Genomic DNA, 18,745 nt, shown 5'->3' on the forward strand with positions numbered 1-18,745 from the left:
CTATTGTTATAACTATTTAACCTCAGGAGCCGTAGTTTGTTTCAGTTTTGCCTATTTGCCTGTAAGCTTAAAGCTGGAACTTAGCTTTTCGTCGACAGAGTTACTGCCCAGAATTAGTTTATAATCACCTGGATAAAGTTTCCAACCATGCTTTTGTATGTCCCATTTCTGTAATTCTTTAACTGGTATTTTTATAGTTATCAATTGCTCGTTTCCTTTGCCTACACTTACCCGTTTAAAGCCTTTTAGCTCTTTAACCGGCATCCGGTCAATTGAAGGGTATTTAATATAAGCCTGCACAACTTCGTCGGCATCCATGTTTCCCGTGTTTTTCACTTTAACAGTCACACTAATGGTGTCCTTTGCAGCATATTGCTTAGCCGGTGCAGCAGTGGCCTCATAGCTAAACGAAGTATAGCTCAAGCCAAAACCAAATGGGTATTGCACAGCACCACTAAAATAGCGGTAAGTACGGCCTTTCATGCTATAGCTGGTATATTCGGGTAAATCCTTAACCGAATTATAAAAGGTAAGCGGCAGGTGGCCCGACGGGCTTATCTTTCCAAAAATAATATCGGCCAATGCGTTACCACCCTGTTCACCAGGATACCAGGCGTATATAATGGCGTCGGCATATGGCGCTATGGCGGCCACATCTACATCGCTGCCGGCAGTTATTACAGCTATGATAGGTTTCTTAACCCCCTTACGCAATTCTCTCATAAAGGCTATTTCACTTGCAGGCAAGCTCAGCGTCTTTTTGTCGCCGCCAGATTCGGCCAGGAATGCATCCCCGGCTTCACCTTCCAATACAGGCGATAAACCTATTACAGCGATAGTTACATCGGCATTGCCTGCACCCCAGATACCGCCAAAATGGGTAGTGTCACGATAATCGCAGCCCAGGTCATATTCTACGCGGGTGCCTTTATCCACATTGCCTGTAATACCTTCTACAAAGTTTATTACTTTGCTGCTTACACCATGATAACTGCCAACCATTGCATCTAAAGCGGCCGCATTGGGGCCCAAAACCATAAAGCTGGTATATTGCCCCTGTTTAAATGGCAATACATTATTATCGTTTTTTAGCAATACCATACTTTGTTGAGCAACCTTACGGGCAAGTGCAATATGAGCCTCGTTGTGAATACTATCAGCACCGTAATTTTTAAAAGGTGCTGCGCCGCCTTCGTCAAAAAAGCCTAATTTAAACTGGGTTTTCAGGATACGCGACAGGGCTACATCAACTTCTTTTTCTGTAAGTAGTTTTTGTTGTACCGCCTTCACCAGGTCGCCCTGGAAAACCGACGAACAATCCAGGTCGATGCCGGCCTTTATGCCCGCGGCGGCAGTTTCAACAGCCGTAGGAATGGTTTTATGTGTTAAAAAAACATCGTCAAGCGCACCGCAATCTGTTACCACGTGCCCTTTAAAACCCCATTCGTTCCTTAAGATATCGGTTACCAGGTTCTTATTTACAGAGTTAGGCACACCGTTAATACTGTTATAAGCCGTCATCACAGATTCTACCCCAGAATTTACCAGCGCGTGGAACGCGTATAGGTACGTTTCGCGCATGTCCTTTTCATCAACAATAGCATCAAAATAATCGCGGGTAGCTTCGGGGCCGCTATGCGCTGCAAAATGCTTGGCGGTGGCTGCGGCTTTCAGGTAACGGCTGTCTTTTCCCTGCATCCCGTGTACAAATGCCGATCCTATGTGTGCCGTCAAAAAGGGATCTTCCCCATAGGTTTCCTGCCCGCGTCCCCATCGTGGATCGCGAAAAATGTTGATGTTGGGTGTCCAGAAGGTAAGGCCCATATATTGCAAACGGCGCCCCAATGATGTTGATACGTTGTATTTTGCCCTCGCCTCAGTTGAGATTGCGTCGGCAACGGAATCAACCAGTTTTTCATTAAATGTAGCCGCCATACCAATGGCCTGCGGAAATATGGTAGCATCACCTGCCCGTGCCACGCCGTGTAAGCCTTCGTTCCACCAGTTGTAAGCGGGAATGTTTAAGCGGGGTACGGCTTTGCTCCTGTAGCCCAATAAGGATACCTTTTCTTCTAATGTTAATTTAGATATCAAATCCTTTATCCTGGTATCAATCGATTGCGAAGCATCTTTGTAAACAGGAGTATTTTGCGCCATGGCAGATAACGATGATAGTATTAATGCGCAACCAGACAAACAGGCGGCGCTCTTTTTCATAATGATATGTGTAATATATTTCATTCGAAGGCAGATATTTACGCTGATAGATGAACTTTATTTAACAAGGGGCAATATACCAGCTTTTTTTATTTTGGTGATGATGGCGTTACCAACTTTCTTGCCTTGCGCGTTGCCATTTTCTATACTTTGCATATAGTGGATGCCGCCATAAAAACGCGACATGGAAGCTTCGGCTGCTGCCTGGCGGAAGGACTTGAAATCGCGCTGGCCGCTGCCAAAGGGAATTTCGGTATTATCGGTATAGGCAAAATTATCGCCCAACAAATAGGTTAGCATTTCGGCCGATGCGTTGGAGATAACGGCGTGTCCGCTTGTGTACTCCGGGAAAGGCGGGGTTTGTAAAACAGGCTGCCATTTAACATCCATGTACCGGTTAATAAAAGTTTCGGGGCGGATTCGGTTACTTGTAAATTTTTCTTCCCAACAGCTGATGAAGGCATCCATCAGCGTAACGCCCACTAAAGTTGTTACCTCGATAGAGTGGTCAAAATCAAGCCCTGCCTGGCGGGTTACCAAACCAGTTACATGCATCCAATGCCCACCCGGACTGATCTTTTTATAACCAATAGCCATATGGCCGGATGTGGTGATAGCAAATGGGTTACAATCCCAAAAAAGGGCAATGTTAATTTGCTCTGTCGAAAGGTGTTTTGATACATTGTAAACAGCCTTTACCTGTTTGTAAAATGCCGATGAGGTATCTTTGCTGAAAGGGATCAATGGAGCCGGTTTGTATTGATTGGCCGAATCTATTACCATTGTGCGGATGGTTTTCCAGTTGGGTTCCAGGGCTTCAAAATATCCCGGCGGGGTAGGGTACCATTTACTTTCGTCTTTTATAGGGGTATATCTTTTCAACGCACTCAACTGGCTGTAGTGGTCGGTTTTTGAAAACGCGACAGCGGCCGCGGAAGCTAACTTTGCTACTTTGATGGAGTTTTGAATGATGGTGGAGTCAATATTTGTTTTTTTTAGCAACTGCACAAAGGCGTCCTGGTCATCAGTCATCATAAACCCGGATGGCAGCAGTAGTTTGGCAGTTTCCATGATGCTGTAAAAAGCAGCAATTTTATAGTCGTATTTTAAGCGGATAGTATCCAGGGTACTGTTGGCCTTGTAATCCTTGATGAATTTTTGCAGTGCGGGAATATTTTTATTGTTGGCGGCTACAATATTATAGGCGCCCAGCATCGCGTAAGCGTAGTAACGCGCGGCAACAGGAGGGCCAACCACATCATGTACCATTACCATGGTTACTGCGTTTACCGCATGGTCTGGCTGCAAATAGTCGGGGTAATTATTATTATTGGTTTTTTGAGCGTAGCATTGCTGTGCAATCAACGCGCAAAATACCAGGAGCGATTTTTTTAAGTAATTCATTATTCTCTATAAAATTGAAGCGGCCCGTCGCTTACGCCTATCAGTAAATATAATGTATTGTTGATACTAACCTCCACTGCCGATTTTACATCGCCCATGACCGAAAGTCCCGATGTTGGCTGATTAACATAAGTAAAGCCGCCTTTGCCATCACCTTTTAACAGGCAGCCATAATTTGCATCAATACTGCCAATCTTAAGGCGATTGTCTGAGTGGTTACCTAATAAAAGGATATCGGTATGTCCATCGTGGTCAAAATCGCCTGTCAGGATCTGGCTTGCAGGGGCAAACTGTGCTTCTGTTGGTAATGGCGCTGCCGTGAATTTGCCATTAATATTGAGGTACAAAGTTGTCTGCATATTATTAATGCTCAATTTGCCGGCTTTGGCCATGTTATCGGCACTAAAAACCTCATTAATAGTAGCATCAGCATACATTTTGTACGAGTTGAATTTGCGGCGCATGGGATAAATCTGCTCATTTAACTCATCGCGGCTCACAAAGGGGTAGCTTTTACCCTGGATATAAAAATTAAAAAACGGATCGATAGAACCATTTCCGTCAACATCGGTAAAATACATTTCGGCAGGTTCTTTATCTGTGGCTTTAATTTGGGTGTTTAGCCCAAGGTTACCTGCAATCAGGTCTGGTTTGCCGTCACCGTTTACATCGGCAAAAGCAATTTTATTCCAGAATCCTTTTTGCGGGGTATTAAAATAATCAGCCGTTTTATCGGTAAAGCCTTCTTTAGTGTTGACAAAAATGGTTACCGGCATAAATTCACCGCATAAAACCAGGTCTTTGCGGCCATCGTTATTCAGGTCTATCCATTGGGCATCTGTTACCATGCCAATTTTATTAAATGGTGCAACGGCGGTAGTAAACTTACCTTTGCCATCGTTAACCAACAGATAGCTCTGAGGTGCAACGGGATACTGCCCCGGTATTATACGGCCGCCTATAAACAGATCAAGATCGCCATCACCATCAAAATCGCACGCTTTAACTACCGATTTGCTGTTGGCATTCATTACCGGCAGGGCAGTAGGCGACAACACAAACCGACCATTACCTTCGTTTATATAAAGTTCGTCCTGTAAATCGGCAGTGTTGGGCTCATATAACGAATAACCGCCTTTTGCAATATACAAGTCGACTTTACCATCGCCATTGGCGTCAAAAAAAGCTGCAGCCGCCGTTGTGCCGATGTTATCTGTGCCGCCCCTAATTATATCTTTAGGCAGGTACTTTCCGCCGGCCTGTTGAAGGTATATTTTGCCAGGACTGTCTTTTTCGCCGCTTACAAATAAATCTTCCAGTCCATCACCATTTACATCGGCCTTGGCAATAACCGGCGCGGTTTTGGAGTACATGAACAGCATTAATAACTGGCGTTTAAAATCGTTCAGTGTAATTTCTTCAGGTTTGAATTCAATAATGGGGTCGGCGCGTTTAAATATGGTTTTCTTTACTTCGGCAGTTTGCCCCGAAAGTTTCCCGCTTGGATCATATTTAACCGTGAGCAACTGATTGGCATTAACGTCCTTTAATAACTGGATGGAGTTATCCGGCCAGACAATCCGGATAGAATCAACTTTCTTTATCTCGCCTAAACCAAAATTCAGTGTTGTTGATGCACATGACAAATATCCCCTGTTGGGGTTTACCTCCTGGTATTGGATGTTTTTGCCGTTGTACACGCTTACTTTAGCACCTATGGCATTGGTGTTTTTGCCCGTACCTTGCAATTTTACGGCAACGTAGGAGGTGTTACTTACCTCGCGACTGGTGTTCTGGTAGATAGATGCGGGCTGATTGATATTGTTTACCACCAGGTCGAGATCTCCATCGTTATCCAGATCTGCATATACTGCGCCGCTTGATATATTTTGCTGGTTAATACCCCATTCTACCTGTTTATTGGTAAAGGTAAGGTCATGGTTGTTTTTGAAAATATAATCGGGCACTGCTGTTGAAGGCATGGCCATTACCAGGTCCATCAGGCGGAATGGTTCGCCGGCCATGGCTTTTTTTATCTTGTAATCGCCCCAGTAACGTAAAAAGTCTTTGTTGGTATAGTCCCTCAGGTAGCCATTGGTTACAAATATATCTTTGTAACCATCATTGTCGAAATCGGCAATCAGGGGGCACCAACTCCAGTCGGTGTTTGATACGCCTGCCAGCTGTGCTATTTCGCTAAATGTGCCGTCGCCGTTATTTAGCTGCAGCATATTACGCATATATTGTTTGTAAAGTCCCTGGTTTTGCATCAGCGCAAAGGACTCGTAGTTTTCTTCCAGTTGAAGTGATTTTTGCCTGTGGTTATCCTCGGGCAACATATCAAGGGTCATAATATCGGGCAGGCCGTCATTATTAAAATCGGCAATATCAACACCCATCGAAAAGTGCGACATATGCCTTAGCATTTCCTTTGATTTTTCGGCAAAGGTACCGTTGTGGTTATTAATGTATATATAATCCGGTTCGTTGTAATCGTTGGTTACATAAATATCGGGCCAGCCATCCTTGTTAATATCTGCAATGGCCACACCCAGCCCAAAGGTAAGCGGGTTTTGTACTACCCCGGCCGCTTTTGATACATCGGTAAAATGGCCGTTGTCGTTACGAAATAGCTTATTGCTGGCCAGTTCATCGGTTTGATCTTTATAACGGGCCAGTTCCATGTTATCAATCTTTTTAATGTTATGGTTCAGCAGGAACATGTCAAGGTCGCCATCATTATCATAATCAAAAAACACGGCCTGGGTACTGTATCCAGGGTCTGCTAAACCATATTCTTTGGCTTGTTCTTTAAACTTATTGTTACCCTGGTTAATGAACAACTGGTTGCTACGGGTAGCATTATCGGTTTTGCCCGAGTAGCATACGTAAATATCCAGTAAACCATCGCCATTTACATCGGCCATGGTAACTCCGGTTTTCCATGAGTCAGGGCGACCGGCAAGGTCGGGGCTGGCGTTGGTTATGTCCTTAAACTTCATGTGTCCCAGGTTAAGGTAAAGTTTATTTGGTTTCATATTCCCGGTAAACATCAGATCGGGCAGGCCATCATTGTTTATATCGCCAACAGCTATACCACCACCGTTATAAAAATACTCGTATGACAGCACGTTAAGCGATTCTGTCTCGTTGATATCGTTACTAAATTTAACGTTGGTTTCTTTACTGGTCAACAGCTTAAATAACGGCTGCTGGCCGTAAGAGGGGAGTATTGAAAAACTAAATGCTACGGTAACCAAAGCCGGTAAACCTACACAGCATTTTAAGAAATATGAATTAAATAGGGACATAAATACTTTAATTAAAACTCATGTTTTGGGCACACAGTTCTAAAAAGATTGTTAAACAATGTAGCGGTAGTAAAAGCAAACAGGGAGGCAATATTGCCTCCCTGTTTGCTAGAAAATTTAATTTTATTTATCCCAATAAATTCTTGAGGTGAAGCTATCTCCACCGCTTAATTTAGCAACCGCGGCAGCATAATTTGCACCGTTGGTTGAAGGTAACGTAACCGGATAATCACATCTTCTTGGTATGTCTGTAGCAAACTGATTTGAGTAAGATACTTTGGTCAAAACAGGGAAGCCAGATCTTTTCCAGTTATTCCAGTTTTCGTTAAAGTTGAATACTGTCGCAGTTTCTACATAGTATTCCATGTTGATTTGTTGTAACTCGGTACCTGCTACTAAAGGATGGGTTGCAACATAAGCAGTTATAGCAGCCGCATCAACGGATGTAGTCCCAAACTGACTTAATGTTTCCATATCAGCTTTTAGCGCATTTGCATAATGAGTTGCTGCAACTCCGGTTGACCAACCTCTAAATGAAGCTTCTGCTAATAATAGCTCAGTTTCGCCGTAGGTTAGCAGGAAGTTGTAGCGGTTACGATCATCGTATACTGCAAATTTAGGACGTGAGTATTTGCCAACTGGTGCTGGTGCATCGCCCGAAACAGATGCATCAGCAGGCGAAGTACCAGGATATCCCGGAGCTTTTGAAATATCAGTTGTACCGCCTTTTAAGTCGTAGCCGTTTGGCATACCGGTTTGTAAGGCATAGGTACTTACACCCGCTGCTTTAGTTTCGTTAGCTGTTTTGCCGGTTCCTGCAGAGATTTCTGCTACGGCGCTAACGCGTGGATCTGCACTGCTTTTCATATAATCTATGAGTGTTTTGCCCCATCTAACTTCCCTAAAGTCATCTGTAACCAATAATGCTGCTGCATCTGAGTTACCGTTGCCATTAGTATAATCGGCTTTTACTTTTGCATTATCTGCAATACTGGCCATTGTACCACCCGCATAAGCTTTCTCGGCATATGTTTTTGCGGTTGCAGCATCAACTTTGGTTAAGCGCATTGCAGCACGTAGCATCAATGAGTAGCCTAATTTTTTCCACTGGCTAACATTACCGCTATAGAACAAATCGCTTGTAGGGCCTGCCTTTGATGCATCTAATGCAGCACATGCTTTATCTAACTGATCAAGCATAGAAGCGTAGATATCTTTTTGCGAATCGAAAACCGGTGTGAAAATACCTGTTTTCGCCTGGCCTTCCTGTGAAAAAGGAATATCACCGTAGGCATCTGTAACACGTTCAAGCATCAACACGCGTAAAATAGTACCGCAGTTATCGAGGTTGCTGTAAGCCGCATTACCTTTAACAAGATTTTTCATCTCATCAATTAATGTAGTGGCACTGTAACCATTATTCCATGTACGGGCTTTGTAATCCTGGAAGCTTCCGGATGCTACATATTTATCACCGTTTCCGTAGTAGTCGTAGGTTGAGGCCAAAGCCTGAGACCACATACTTTGAAATAACAACTGGTCATATCCGGTATTTGAAAACTGGATTTGCGCCTGTGCCATTAAAAAGTTTGGATTAAACAAGTCAGCACTTACCTTGGTAGGGTTAACGTTAACTTGATCAAAGTTTTTTGAACAGCCTGCAAAAAGCGTAGCCCCGGCAAGCAAACAACTATATATATATCGTTTTTTCATCTTTTGTTATTTTTTTAATTTGAAGTTTAAGTTAAACCCATAAGTCCTAACAGCAGGAACGCTTGTGCCTTCAATACCGGCGTAGTTTATACCGGGAGCAAAATTTGATTCAGGATCGATATTATCGGTATGCTTCATGATAGTCCACAAGTTTCTTGCTACTAACGAGAAAGTAATTGAGCTAAGCGGAGTATTTGCCAGGTAATTTTTACCAAAAGTATAGCCAAAGGTAACCTGACGAAGCTTGATAAAGCTGCCATCAAGTACGTTCAATGCTGATACACCACGTGCCAAAGCCTGGTAATAAGTTTCGGCCGGTACATTTACTGTGTTTGCTGCGCCTGTTGTTGTAACACCCTGACCAACAACTCCACCTTCACGACCAACAAGAGTCATTTTGTTTAAACCGCGGAAGATGCTGTAATAATTAGTTGCAGATAACACTTTATTACCAAAACGGTAATCGATCAGGAAGCCCAAATTGAAATTTTTGTAGCTGAAATCGTTATTTAAACCACCGTAAAATTTAGGGATAACACTGCCCATTGGGATACGTGCAGTAGTTGTAGGGATACCGTTAGTATCAAAAATGATGTTGCCGTTGGCGTCACGGGCGTAATCATTTGCCAATATTTGCGGACCAGCAAGACCTTTAACAAATGCTGTGGTAGCGTTTAACGGGCGATAAGTACCTAAACCAATATTTGCGCCGGTTTTATCCGTTTCCAACACTTTGTTTTTTACATAAGTAAAATTAAATGAAGGTGACCATGTAAAGTCTTTCCCTTTTATAGGCGTACCATGTAATTCAACTTCGATACCTTTATTTTGTACTGAGGCAGTAGCGGCGTAGGCATTTGTGTAACCTGTTGACCAATCAATGCTGCCATTAACAATTTCATTCTTTGTTTTGCGATTGAAATACGCTACGTCTAATCCAAAACGATCGTTGAAAAATTTCATCTCGGTTCCGATTTCAACCTCTGTTAAGGTGTAAGGTTTTAACAGCAAGTTAGCCAATTGAGAGCTGAAACCACCCGCGTTTACGCCATTGATGGAGTTGTTTACGCTATAGTAAATCTGGTTGGCATAAGGATCAGCGCCGGCACTTGTTTTTGCATAAGCAAGGCGAAGTTTTCCAAAATCTAACCCATTAACGTGTACAAGATCAGAGAAGATAAAGCTGGCCGATACAGATGGTGTAAAGATGCCCGGGCCTAAATCTTTTCCTATACTGCTATAATAGTCATAACGGCCAGTTGTACCTAACACTAAGAAATCCTTGATTGCGAAATCGGCGGTATAATATGCTGAGTGCACTTCAAGTTTTTTAGGGTCAAGGTTGCCACTGTTCCTGCTTGGTAGGTTTGATAAATCGTAGAAATAAGGAATAATGAAGTTGCTACCGCCAATTTGCGTTCCTCTGAAATCACTTTTACGTACGTTACCACCCACAGATAAATCAAGATTTACCCAATTTTTTACAATGTCATGTTTAGCACCAAACAATACATCAGCATTAAACTCTGTTGTTTGCGAAGTTTGGGTATTCATGTTACCATTGCCGCCAACATATGCTGTGCCGGTTGGCTCAATGTTTAACCGGTTATCATTGATTTTATCGTAACCAATACGGCCTTGCGCGTAAGCCCATGGTGTAATAGCATACCTTGCTGATATAGAAGATATCAAACGCTCTCTTTTTGTGTTATTTACAAATTTATAAGCCGCAAAATAAGGATTGGTTACATAAATATCATTGTTCCACTGTTGTTCATTACCATTGGCAAGTGTGCCTGGAGATAATATACTTTGAGCCTCATTTGGCGCCAGGAATTGAACGTTATTTGGGTTACCAGGACCATCACTCAAACCAGAGCGGTTTTTTGCGTCGTCAATAACGTAATTTGCAACCAGGTTAATATCAAGGTTTTTGATAACAGTTTGTGAACCGTTAAAGTTGAAAGTTTTCCTGTTTAAACCACTGTTAGGAGTAATAGCGTGGTTATTGAAATCTGATAATGATAAACGGAACGCACCTGACTCACCGCCACCTGTTAATGATACAGTATTTGTAAAGGTACCGCCGGTTTTGTAAAACTTGGTATAGTCGTCGCTGGTTTTCGAGTAAGCATAACTTTTGCCATCAAATTGAATTACCGACGAACCATCAAGTTTTGCACCCCACGCTAAGTTACCTGAGCTTAAGGCACCTGCAACGGTGGTTGGTTTAACACCATTTTCGCCCTGTCCGTATTGGGTCTGAAAATCGGTATTGTCATATACCTTATCCATCTGGTAGTTAGTATTGTATTCAACACCAAAGCCCGAGTTTTTCTTGCCAGATTTGGTTGTAATCAGGATTACACCGCCGGTAGCACGTGTTCCGTACAAAGCAGAAGCAGATTGACCTTTTAAAACAGTCATAGTTTCAATGTCATCCGGGTTGATGTTGGCAATACCATCACCATAGTCTGCACCGCCCCATTCGCCTGATTGACCCCTTTGGGTATTATCCATAGGTACGCCGTTAATTACAAATAATGGGCCCTGGGTAGATCCGGTACTTGTAACACCACGCAATAATATACGTGCAGATGATCCGGTACCACCATTAGCACCGCTGATGCTTAAACCGGCAACACGACCTTCTAATGACATAGCAACGTTTGATTCTTTTGCTTTGTCCATTACGCCGCCGTTAACCGTTGATACAGCATAACCTAATTTTTTAGAATCTTTTTTGATACCCAAAGCTGTTACTACTACCTCGTTCAGGCTTTTAGCAGAAACGGTAAGTTTTACAGATAGCTCTGTTTTGCCGCCAACAGGTACTTCCTGATTTTCATAACCTAAAAACGAGAAGATAAGTACAGCGTTAGCAGGCGCATTGATAGAGAAATTACCATTAGCATCTGTTATAGTGCCTGTGGTTGTTCCTTTTATCCTTACGGAAACTCCTGGTGCTGGTGTACCGTTTTCGTCAACAACTTTACCTTTTACAACCGCAGCATTTACAAGCTCATTTTTTTGAGAGATAACGATCAGGTTGTTTTCAAGTTGGGTGTAGGTAAAATCGGAATTTGCCAAAAGCTTATTCAAAACCGACGTAACTTCTTCGTTTTGTACATTAAGCGTTATCCTTTTGGTTGAAGGAATTTTACGCTCGCTGAAAACAAAATGGTAGTTTGTCTGCTTTTGAATGGCAGAGATAACCTTATTAAAATCTGCTGATTTTATATTAAAGGTAACTTTTTGTTGCGAGTAGACATTAGCAATGGATTGCAGACTAAAGGCTACTACTAAAATAAGTGTCAATTTCATTATTAATATGGACTTGAATAGCCAATAGTTATCTCTTACACCCTTGGGGTGTTTAAAATATTTCATACTTTTACTTAATTAAAGGTGACTTGATTAAATGGCAATGTTCTGTTCGAGAGAGCATTGCATGATTAACTAACAGATCTTCATCTTCGCGGGAGTTACCTCTGGTAATTCCCGTTTTTTTTGTGGTATGTAAAGCTTTCTTTATGTCATAGGCTTGTTTAATGGCTGCATTAGGTTAATAAATATATATGGTTTCATTTTTGTACTTATATGAAAATGGTTCAATCATCTGCAGTGCTTTTAATGCCTGCAAAATGTTTTCTTTTTCAAAAACCCCCGTGAAATGGTAGTCTTTTGCATCGGTGTTTTTAAAATTTATTTTAATGCCATACCAGCGCTCCATTTTATTGGCAATCTCGGCAAAGTCTTCATCCTTAAAAATCAAGCGGTTATTTACCCATGAGGTTTCAACCACCGTAGTATCATTTGATTTTAAGTAAGTAAGATTGGTAAGCGCGTAACTTGTTTTTGCAGTATCAGGAGTTTGAGCTACTAAGTTGCGGTTGATGGTATGCCTTTTAAAAGTAGTGCTTTTTAAAATAAGCTTTTCGTTTGGCTTCAGAATAATCCTGTCAGATGGCCTGTCGGCCAGGGTAACTTCTATTGATCCCCGGATTAGTGTTGTTTCGCTTGCAATATCGTTTTTGTAGGATTTTACATTGAAGGCGGTACCAACAACCCTGATGCTCATTTTGCCCGCATGTACTATAAAAGGATGCTGATGATCTTTAGCCACATCAAAAAAAGCTTCGCCATTGAGGTAAACTTCGCGGGTAGGCCCTTTAAATGATGGCGGATATTTTAAAGTTGTTTCGGAATTTAAGGTTACAACAGATCCGTCGCTTAAATAAATTTTAGATTTTACACGGCTCGGTGTTTTTTTCTGCTGAAGGCTGGCCAGGTCCTGGCTTGTCTGATCGTGTCTCTTTAAATAATAAGTAACAGATAAACCTATCCCGATTATTAACAGTGCTGCCAGGCTGCGTAAAAACATAATCATGCGGCGTGTTTTAACGCCTTCAGCAGGAATTTCATTGGCCGGCTGATCTTCAGTTGCAGGTACATCTATTTTAGATAAGATATGCTGAAACATCAAATCGGTATTTGAATACTGTTCTTCGTTTTTTACCCAATAGGTTTTAAAAAAAGCGCTTTGTTGCCTGCAAGCATCATCGTTTGCTACCAGAAAATTGAATTCCTCCAATTCTGCAGCATTCATCTCGTCCGAGAGCTTTTTTGTGAGCAGTTCAATAAATCGTTCGTTAACCATCTTTTCTCGCCTGAAACGGGCTTGTTTTTAGATAGGACAATAGTTTTTTTAAAATTGCCTACAAGCTTTGAAAAAAAATTTAAAAAGAATTCTTATAACAACGAAAGCCCCATGATGTCATGGTCAGAAGATGCCCTCTCTGATGATTTAGATGCAAGTTGATGTGCAGCAAGAATGATGCTCAGCTTTTTCATTGCTCTAAATAACTGGGTTTGTACTGTGCGGGGAGATATGTTTAAAATTTCGGCCACCTCTTTATATTTCATACCATCTTCCTTAATCAATTTAAAAATGATACAAGCCTGTTGCGGGAGCGAAGCGATAGCTTTATCTAATAAGAAATGGAGTTCTTTGCGTTCCAATTCTTTTTCAGGATCAAAAGTATTTACAAATTCAACTTCGTCTGAAGCTTCTATCTGTACAAGGTGGATATTGGAGAATTTTTTTAGGTAGTTGAAGGATTGATTTTTAACGGCTACAAACAAATATGTTTCGGGGTTGGTAACTTCGGTAAGGCTCTTACGCGATTCCCAACACTTGATAAATACATCAGATACGATGTCTTCCGCGGCTTCTTTCTGGCGAATATAAAAAATACAGAACTTGATAAGCCGGGTATTTAAATTATGAAACAATAACTCAAATGCTTTAATATCGTCATTAAAACAAAGCCGTTTCCATAACCCTGAAGTATCTGTTTTAGAAATTTTCAATAGTTTAATAGTTTAGTGTTCACCAAAACAATATTACGATGCAATGTAACAATTTGATAACAAAAACAAGTATTTATTTTAATTTTAACAACTTTTTTAATGTAAACCAATCTAACTCAAAATAAATTTACTTAGTGTGTAGGTAAATTGGCTATAAAAGTTGTCAATAGTGTGTTTTAAGGCCATTTTAGGCGGTTTTAAAATGTTCAATTGACATTTTATGCTGCTGTTTTGATTGAAATGTATATAAATATAGTAGGGTATTGATACTTTTTTAACATTTTTGCTTCTTGTATGGTCATGTATTAGTTACACTAAGTGCGCTTTTTTATAATTTAATACTCAAAAAAAGTTGGTAAAAATACCTGAATTTTATCCTGTACTTATTGGATTTTATCAGAATTTGGTTTTGAGATGTATTAATTGGTTGCTTTAATAAAGAAACAAAAAATAAATATATAAATGAAAAAACTCCTTTTTTTTATAGCACTCCTTTTACCTACGGGCAAAGCGATGTCACAACAACATAATACGTCAAAAGATTATGTGGTACCTGATGATTCGCTGGTGCAAAAAAATCTTCATAAATGGCAGGGTCTTAAGTTTGGGCTTTTTATGCATTGGGGTACATACAGCCAGTGGGGCGTGGTTGAAAGCTGGAGTATTTGCCCCGAAGATGAAGGGTGGACCCAACGTCGCGGGCCTTACGGTGCCACTTATAACGGATATAAAAAGGCTTATGAAAATTTACAAACTACTTTTAATCCTACAAAATTCAACCCCGAAAAATGGGTAACAGCGGCTAAATATGCCGGGATGAAATATGTGGTATTTACCACTAAACACCATGATGGCTTTAGTATGTTTGATACAAAACAAACAGATTATAAAGTAACTAGTACAAAAACACCTTTTTCAACCAATCCGCGCAGCAATGTAGCTAAAGAGGTTTTCGGCGCCTTTAGTAAAGAAAATTTTATGATTGGTGCCTATTTTTCAAAGCCCGACTGGCATACAGAATATTATTGGTGGCCATATTTTCCGCCAAAGGACAGAAATGTAAACTACGATCCGGCAAAATATCCCGAGCGCTGGCAAAAGTTTAAGGACTTTACCTTTAACCAGATCCAGGAATTGATGACCGACTATGGTAAAGTTGACATTTTATGGCTGGATGGCGGTTGGGTAAGGCCAAAAAACACTATAGACCCTGCTGTTGATTGGCAACGTACCATTCCGTATGACCAGGATATCGACATGGCAAAAATTGCCAAAGCAGCCAGGATTAAACAACCGGGCCTTATTGTTGTTGATCGTACAGTAGCCGGCCAATATGAAAACTATACAACGCCCGAGCAACAGGTACCCGATGCGCCGCTTGATCATCCCTGGGAAAGTTGCATCACCATGGGCAATTCCTGGAGTTATGTGCCCGGCGATCATTATAAATCAGCTAACGAAATAGTAACCCTGTTGGTGAAAATTGTTTCGCGCGGCGGTAACCTGCTCATGAACATTGGCCCCGGACCCGATGGCGACTGGGACCCGGTGGCTTACAGCCGCCTTAAACAAATTGGCGACTGGATGAAAATTAACGGCGAAGGTATTTATAGTTCGGATGCTATAGCGCCGTACTCTGAGGGAAATACCTATTATACCAAAGCAGGTAACAGCGTTTACGCTTTTGTGCTGGCCCCTAAAGATCAGGATGATGTAGTTTTGCCCGAAAAAGTTGCTTTGCACCTGGCTGGTAAAAGCAAAGTAAAAAAAATAAGTTTGCTGGGCATTAAAGCAAAAGTTAAATATACGCTGGGCGAGGGCGTGATAAACATAACCATACCTTCGTCTTTGCAAACGCAATCAGGTTTAAAACAAGCAGCGGTGTTTAAAATTCAATATTAACATTTACAACATCATATACTAATCTATAAAAAATGCCCTCAACTTCAACTTACAGGCAGGCAAAGCTAAAATTGCTTGTTATGCTGGCTCTGGTTTTAACAATCGTTAATAATATATACGCCCAAAGTAGTTACGAACTAAATTCCGGCTGGAAGTGCGCCCCTGTAAACAGTGTAAAAGAGACCGGAGCAGTACTGTCAACTTCTGCATTTAACACTACCGGCTGGATGCCGGCTACGGTACCCGGAACAGTATTAACTACATTACTAAATAACCAAAAAGTGCCCGATCCATTTTGGGGCATGAACAACGAGCACATAGCCGATATTTATAAAACCGGTGCCGATTATTATACCTATTGGTTTACCAAAGATTTTAAAGAAACGCCGGCAACGGGCAGTAACCAGGTTTATCTTAATTTTAGAGGAATTAACTATAGCTGCGATATTTATTTGAACGGGCATAAGCTGAACAAAACAATTCAGAAAGGGATGTTTTTGCGGTTTAACTATAATATAACGCCTTATCTCGCAAAAAATGGAGATAATCGGTTAGCCGTATTGGTGCATCCTCCAGATGTTGTTGGTAACCCAAATGGTGGCCAGGGCGGCGATGGTACAATTGCACGCAACGTTGGTTTACAGTACACGGCCGGCTGGGACTGGATACAACCCATGCGCGACCGGAATACCGGTATATGGGACAAGGTAACCATCCAAAAAACAGGAGCGGTACGCATAGCGGATGAGCACATTGTTACACTGGTTCCCGGTGTAAGGCTTCCCGAAGGCGCGCAACAGCCTGCGGTTATCAAGGTAGCGGCCGAACTAAGCAACCCAACTGCGGCAGCGGTTAACGGCTCGTTAAGTTTTGAACTGGATGGTAAAACCATCTCAAAAGCAGTTAGCCTGAAACCAAATTCCACTACCAATGTTAGTTTTGCCGATTATAGCCTACCTAATCCTAAACTTTGGTGGCCTAATGGTTACGGCGACCAGCATCTTTATAATTTCAAGTTGAAGTTTACCGCTGCGGGTAAGGCTATTTCAGATCAGCATCAGCTTAATATAGGAGTACGGCAACTGACGAGTGAATATAACGAGCATACCGGCAGCCGACAGATTATGGTTAATGGCCAGAAAATTTTTATCAAAGGTGGTAACTGGGTAATATCCGATGCCATGCTGCGCCTTTCGGATATGCGTTATGATGCCGAAGTGCGTTATCATCGTGATATGAACCTGAACCTGATTAGGGTATGGGGTGGTGCGATGATTGAACGCCCTGAGTTTTTTGAAGCCTGTGATAAATATGGTATCCTGGTTTTCCAGGATTTGTGGGGATCGGGCGACTGCAACGGCCGCTGGCAGGATCCACAGAAACTGGACGACCAGTGGACACGCCGCCAATATCCTGATGATCATGGTTTGTTCCTGCGCTCGGCAATTGACCAGATAAAAATGGTGCGTAATTATGCCTCGCTGGCCATTTGGTGCGGCGGTAACGAGATAACACCGCCCGAAGATATACTGACTGCTCTGCGCGATACTATTTTACCAAAATTGGATAATACCCGCTGGTTTGTTGATTACTCCAACTCCGACAGCATGTCGCACAATGTGTTGGGGGGTAACGGTGATGGGCCGTATGGTATTCAGCCGTTGTCGGTATTCTGGGAGTTTAAAACATTTCCTTTTAATTCCGAAGTTGGCTCGGTTGGCGTTGGCGATTATGAATCATTGAAACGTTTTATACCCACAGCCAATATGGTACCACCCGTTTATGACGAGGAAACCCACAAAACCAAAACAGATAGCGTTTGGGATTATCATAAATATATTGGCTATGATACCGCCATCAATAAATACGGTAAAGCCAAAAATGCCGCCGATTTTGCCATGAAAGCCCAATTGGTAAACTACGACCAGTATCGCGGCCTTGCCGAAGGTTTTACATCACATATGTGGGATTGGTATACTGGTTTCATCATCTGGAAAACCCAAAACCCATGGACAGCCATGCGTGGCCAGATGTATGATTATTACCTTGACCCTAACGCCTGCTTATATGGCTTGCATAACGGCAGCGCGCCGTTCCATATCATGTATAACCCAATTAACGGAATGGTAATGGTGGCCAACAATACATTTAAAGCACGCCGCAGCATGATGATGGTAGTAAAAACCTATGATATGGAGGGCAAACAGAATTTGCTTACCCAGGTTTTTGCCGATATAAACGCAACAACGGTTAAAAAGTACTTTTCTATAAAAGGCACAGTTGATAAACTGGCCGCAAAAGAGGGTGTTTTTCTGTCGCTACAGCTGCTGGATGAAAACAAAAAAGTAATTACCGACAATACTTACTGGATTCCGGATAGCAAAGGCGGATTTTCGGGTCTGCAAAAAATGAAAGCCGAAGAATTGTCAGTTAAAGCAAAATATATAAAACCGGGCAGGGTAGAAGTTACGTTAGTTAACAAAGAAAATAGCGTGCTTGCCTTTTTTAACAGGATATCGTTAGTAGATGCTGATAGCAAAACAAGGGTATTGCCGGCATTTTACAGTGATAATTATGTTACAGTGTTGCCCGGCGAGGAAAAAAAGTTAATTATTGATTATAATACACCCGCATCTAAGAAAAAGCTTGAGCTGAACATTAACGGCTGGAATGCTTCCAATGTTCCGCGAACGGTAAGTATTGACGAATAGATACAAATATGAAAATCAGACCGGCCATCATAACAGCACTTTTCCTGCTAACCCCGGTGGTCGGTCTGATTTAAGGTTGATTATTTTTGTCTTTAAAAAAGAGAAAAGACATGT

The 18,745-nt window shown here is 41.8% G+C and carries 9 protein-coding genes; 2 read left to right on the forward strand and 7 right to left on the reverse strand.

Going from position 1 to position 18,745, the window contains the following annotated elements:
- Positions 1 to 51: 51 nt before the first annotated feature.
- The 7 genes from FSB76_RS29370 to FSB76_RS29400 all read right to left on the reverse strand — a co-directional run bounded on the left by FSB76_RS29370 (position 52) and on the right by FSB76_RS29400 (position 14,018).
- Positions 52 to 2,217: a glycoside hydrolase family 3 N-terminal domain-containing protein gene (locus FSB76_RS29370; RefSeq protein WP_147059874.1), complete on the reverse strand. Its 2,166-nt coding sequence runs from the start codon at positions 2,215 to 2,217 to the stop codon at positions 52 to 54.
- Between the two features lie 57 nt (positions 2,218 to 2,274).
- Complete coding sequence (locus FSB76_RS29375) at positions 2,275 to 3,621, reverse strand: vanadium-dependent haloperoxidase (RefSeq protein WP_147059876.1); 1,347 nt, start codon at positions 3,619 to 3,621, stop codon at positions 2,275 to 2,277.
- Positions 3,621 to 6,932, reverse strand: coding sequence for a VCBS repeat-containing protein (locus FSB76_RS29380; protein ID WP_147059878.1), 3,312 nt, complete (start codon positions 6,930 to 6,932; stop codon positions 3,621 to 3,623). The genes FSB76_RS29375 and FSB76_RS29380 overlap by 1 nt, the downstream gene beginning before the upstream one ends.
- Before the next feature lie 123 nt (positions 6,933 to 7,055).
- Positions 7,056 to 8,645, reverse strand: coding sequence for a SusD/RagB family nutrient-binding outer membrane lipoprotein (locus tag FSB76_RS29385; protein ID WP_147059880.1), 1,590 nt, complete (start codon positions 8,643 to 8,645; stop codon positions 7,056 to 7,058).
- 6 nt (positions 8,646 to 8,651) lie between these two features.
- Positions 8,652 to 11,969 carry a SusC/RagA family TonB-linked outer membrane protein gene (locus tag FSB76_RS29390; protein WP_158643011.1) on the reverse strand — a complete coding sequence of 1,106 codons (3,318 nt, stop codon included), beginning with the start codon at positions 11,967 to 11,969 and terminating at the stop codon, positions 8,652 to 8,654.
- 241 nt (positions 11,970 to 12,210) lie between these two features.
- Complete coding sequence (locus FSB76_RS29395; RefSeq protein ID WP_147059885.1) at positions 12,211 to 13,305, reverse strand: FecR family protein; 1,095 nt, start codon at positions 13,303 to 13,305, stop codon at positions 12,211 to 12,213.
- A gap of 92 nt (positions 13,306 to 13,397) precedes the next feature.
- Positions 13,398 to 14,018, reverse strand: coding sequence for an RNA polymerase sigma-70 factor (locus FSB76_RS29400; RefSeq protein WP_158643012.1), 621 nt, complete (start codon positions 14,016 to 14,018; stop codon positions 13,398 to 13,400).
- A gap of 462 nt (positions 14,019 to 14,480) precedes the next feature.
- On the opposite strand from FSB76_RS29400, the gene FSB76_RS29405 reads away from it, so the two are divergent.
- A complete protein-coding gene (locus FSB76_RS29405; RefSeq protein ID WP_147059889.1) occupies positions 14,481 to 15,920 on the forward strand; it encodes an alpha-L-fucosidase in 1,440 nt (479 codons plus the stop codon).
- 32 nt (positions 15,921 to 15,952) lie between these two features.
- Entirely contained in the window at positions 15,953 to 18,631 is a 2,679-nt protein-coding gene (locus FSB76_RS29410) for a glycoside hydrolase family 2 protein (protein WP_225976346.1), read from the forward strand.
- Positions 18,632 to 18,745 lie beyond the last annotated feature (114 nt).

Origin of the sequence: Mucilaginibacter ginsenosidivorax (assembly GCF_007971525.1) — a bacterium.
Taxonomy (GTDB): domain Bacteria; phylum Bacteroidota; class Bacteroidia; order Sphingobacteriales; family Sphingobacteriaceae; genus Mucilaginibacter; species Mucilaginibacter ginsenosidivorax.

Coding starts and splice junctions, on each gene's coding strand:
- FSB76_RS29410 (WP_225976346.1), top strand. CDS start 15,953: ATGCCCTCAACTTCAACTTACAGGCAGGCAAAGCTAAAATTGCTTGTT.
- FSB76_RS29395 (WP_147059885.1), bottom strand. CDS start 13,305: ATGGTTAACGAACGATTTATTGAACTGCTCACAAAAAAGCTCTCGGAC.
- FSB76_RS29380 (WP_147059878.1), bottom strand. CDS start 6,932: ATGTCCCTATTTAATTCATATTTCTTAAAATGCTGTGTAGGTTTACCG.
- FSB76_RS29385 (WP_147059880.1), bottom strand. CDS start 8,645: ATGAAAAAACGATATATATATAGTTGTTTGCTTGCCGGGGCTACGCTT.
- FSB76_RS29390 (WP_158643011.1), bottom strand. CDS start 11,969: ATGAAATTGACACTTATTTTAGTAGTAGCCTTTAGTCTGCAATCCATT.
- FSB76_RS29405 (WP_147059889.1), top strand. CDS start 14,481: ATGAAAAAACTCCTTTTTTTTATAGCACTCCTTTTACCTACGGGCAAA.
- FSB76_RS29370 (WP_147059874.1), bottom strand. CDS start 2,217: ATGAAAAAGAGCGCCGCCTGTTTGTCTGGTTGCGCATTAATACTATCA.
- FSB76_RS29375 (WP_147059876.1), bottom strand. CDS start 3,621: ATGAATTACTTAAAAAAATCGCTCCTGGTATTTTGCGCGTTGATTGCA.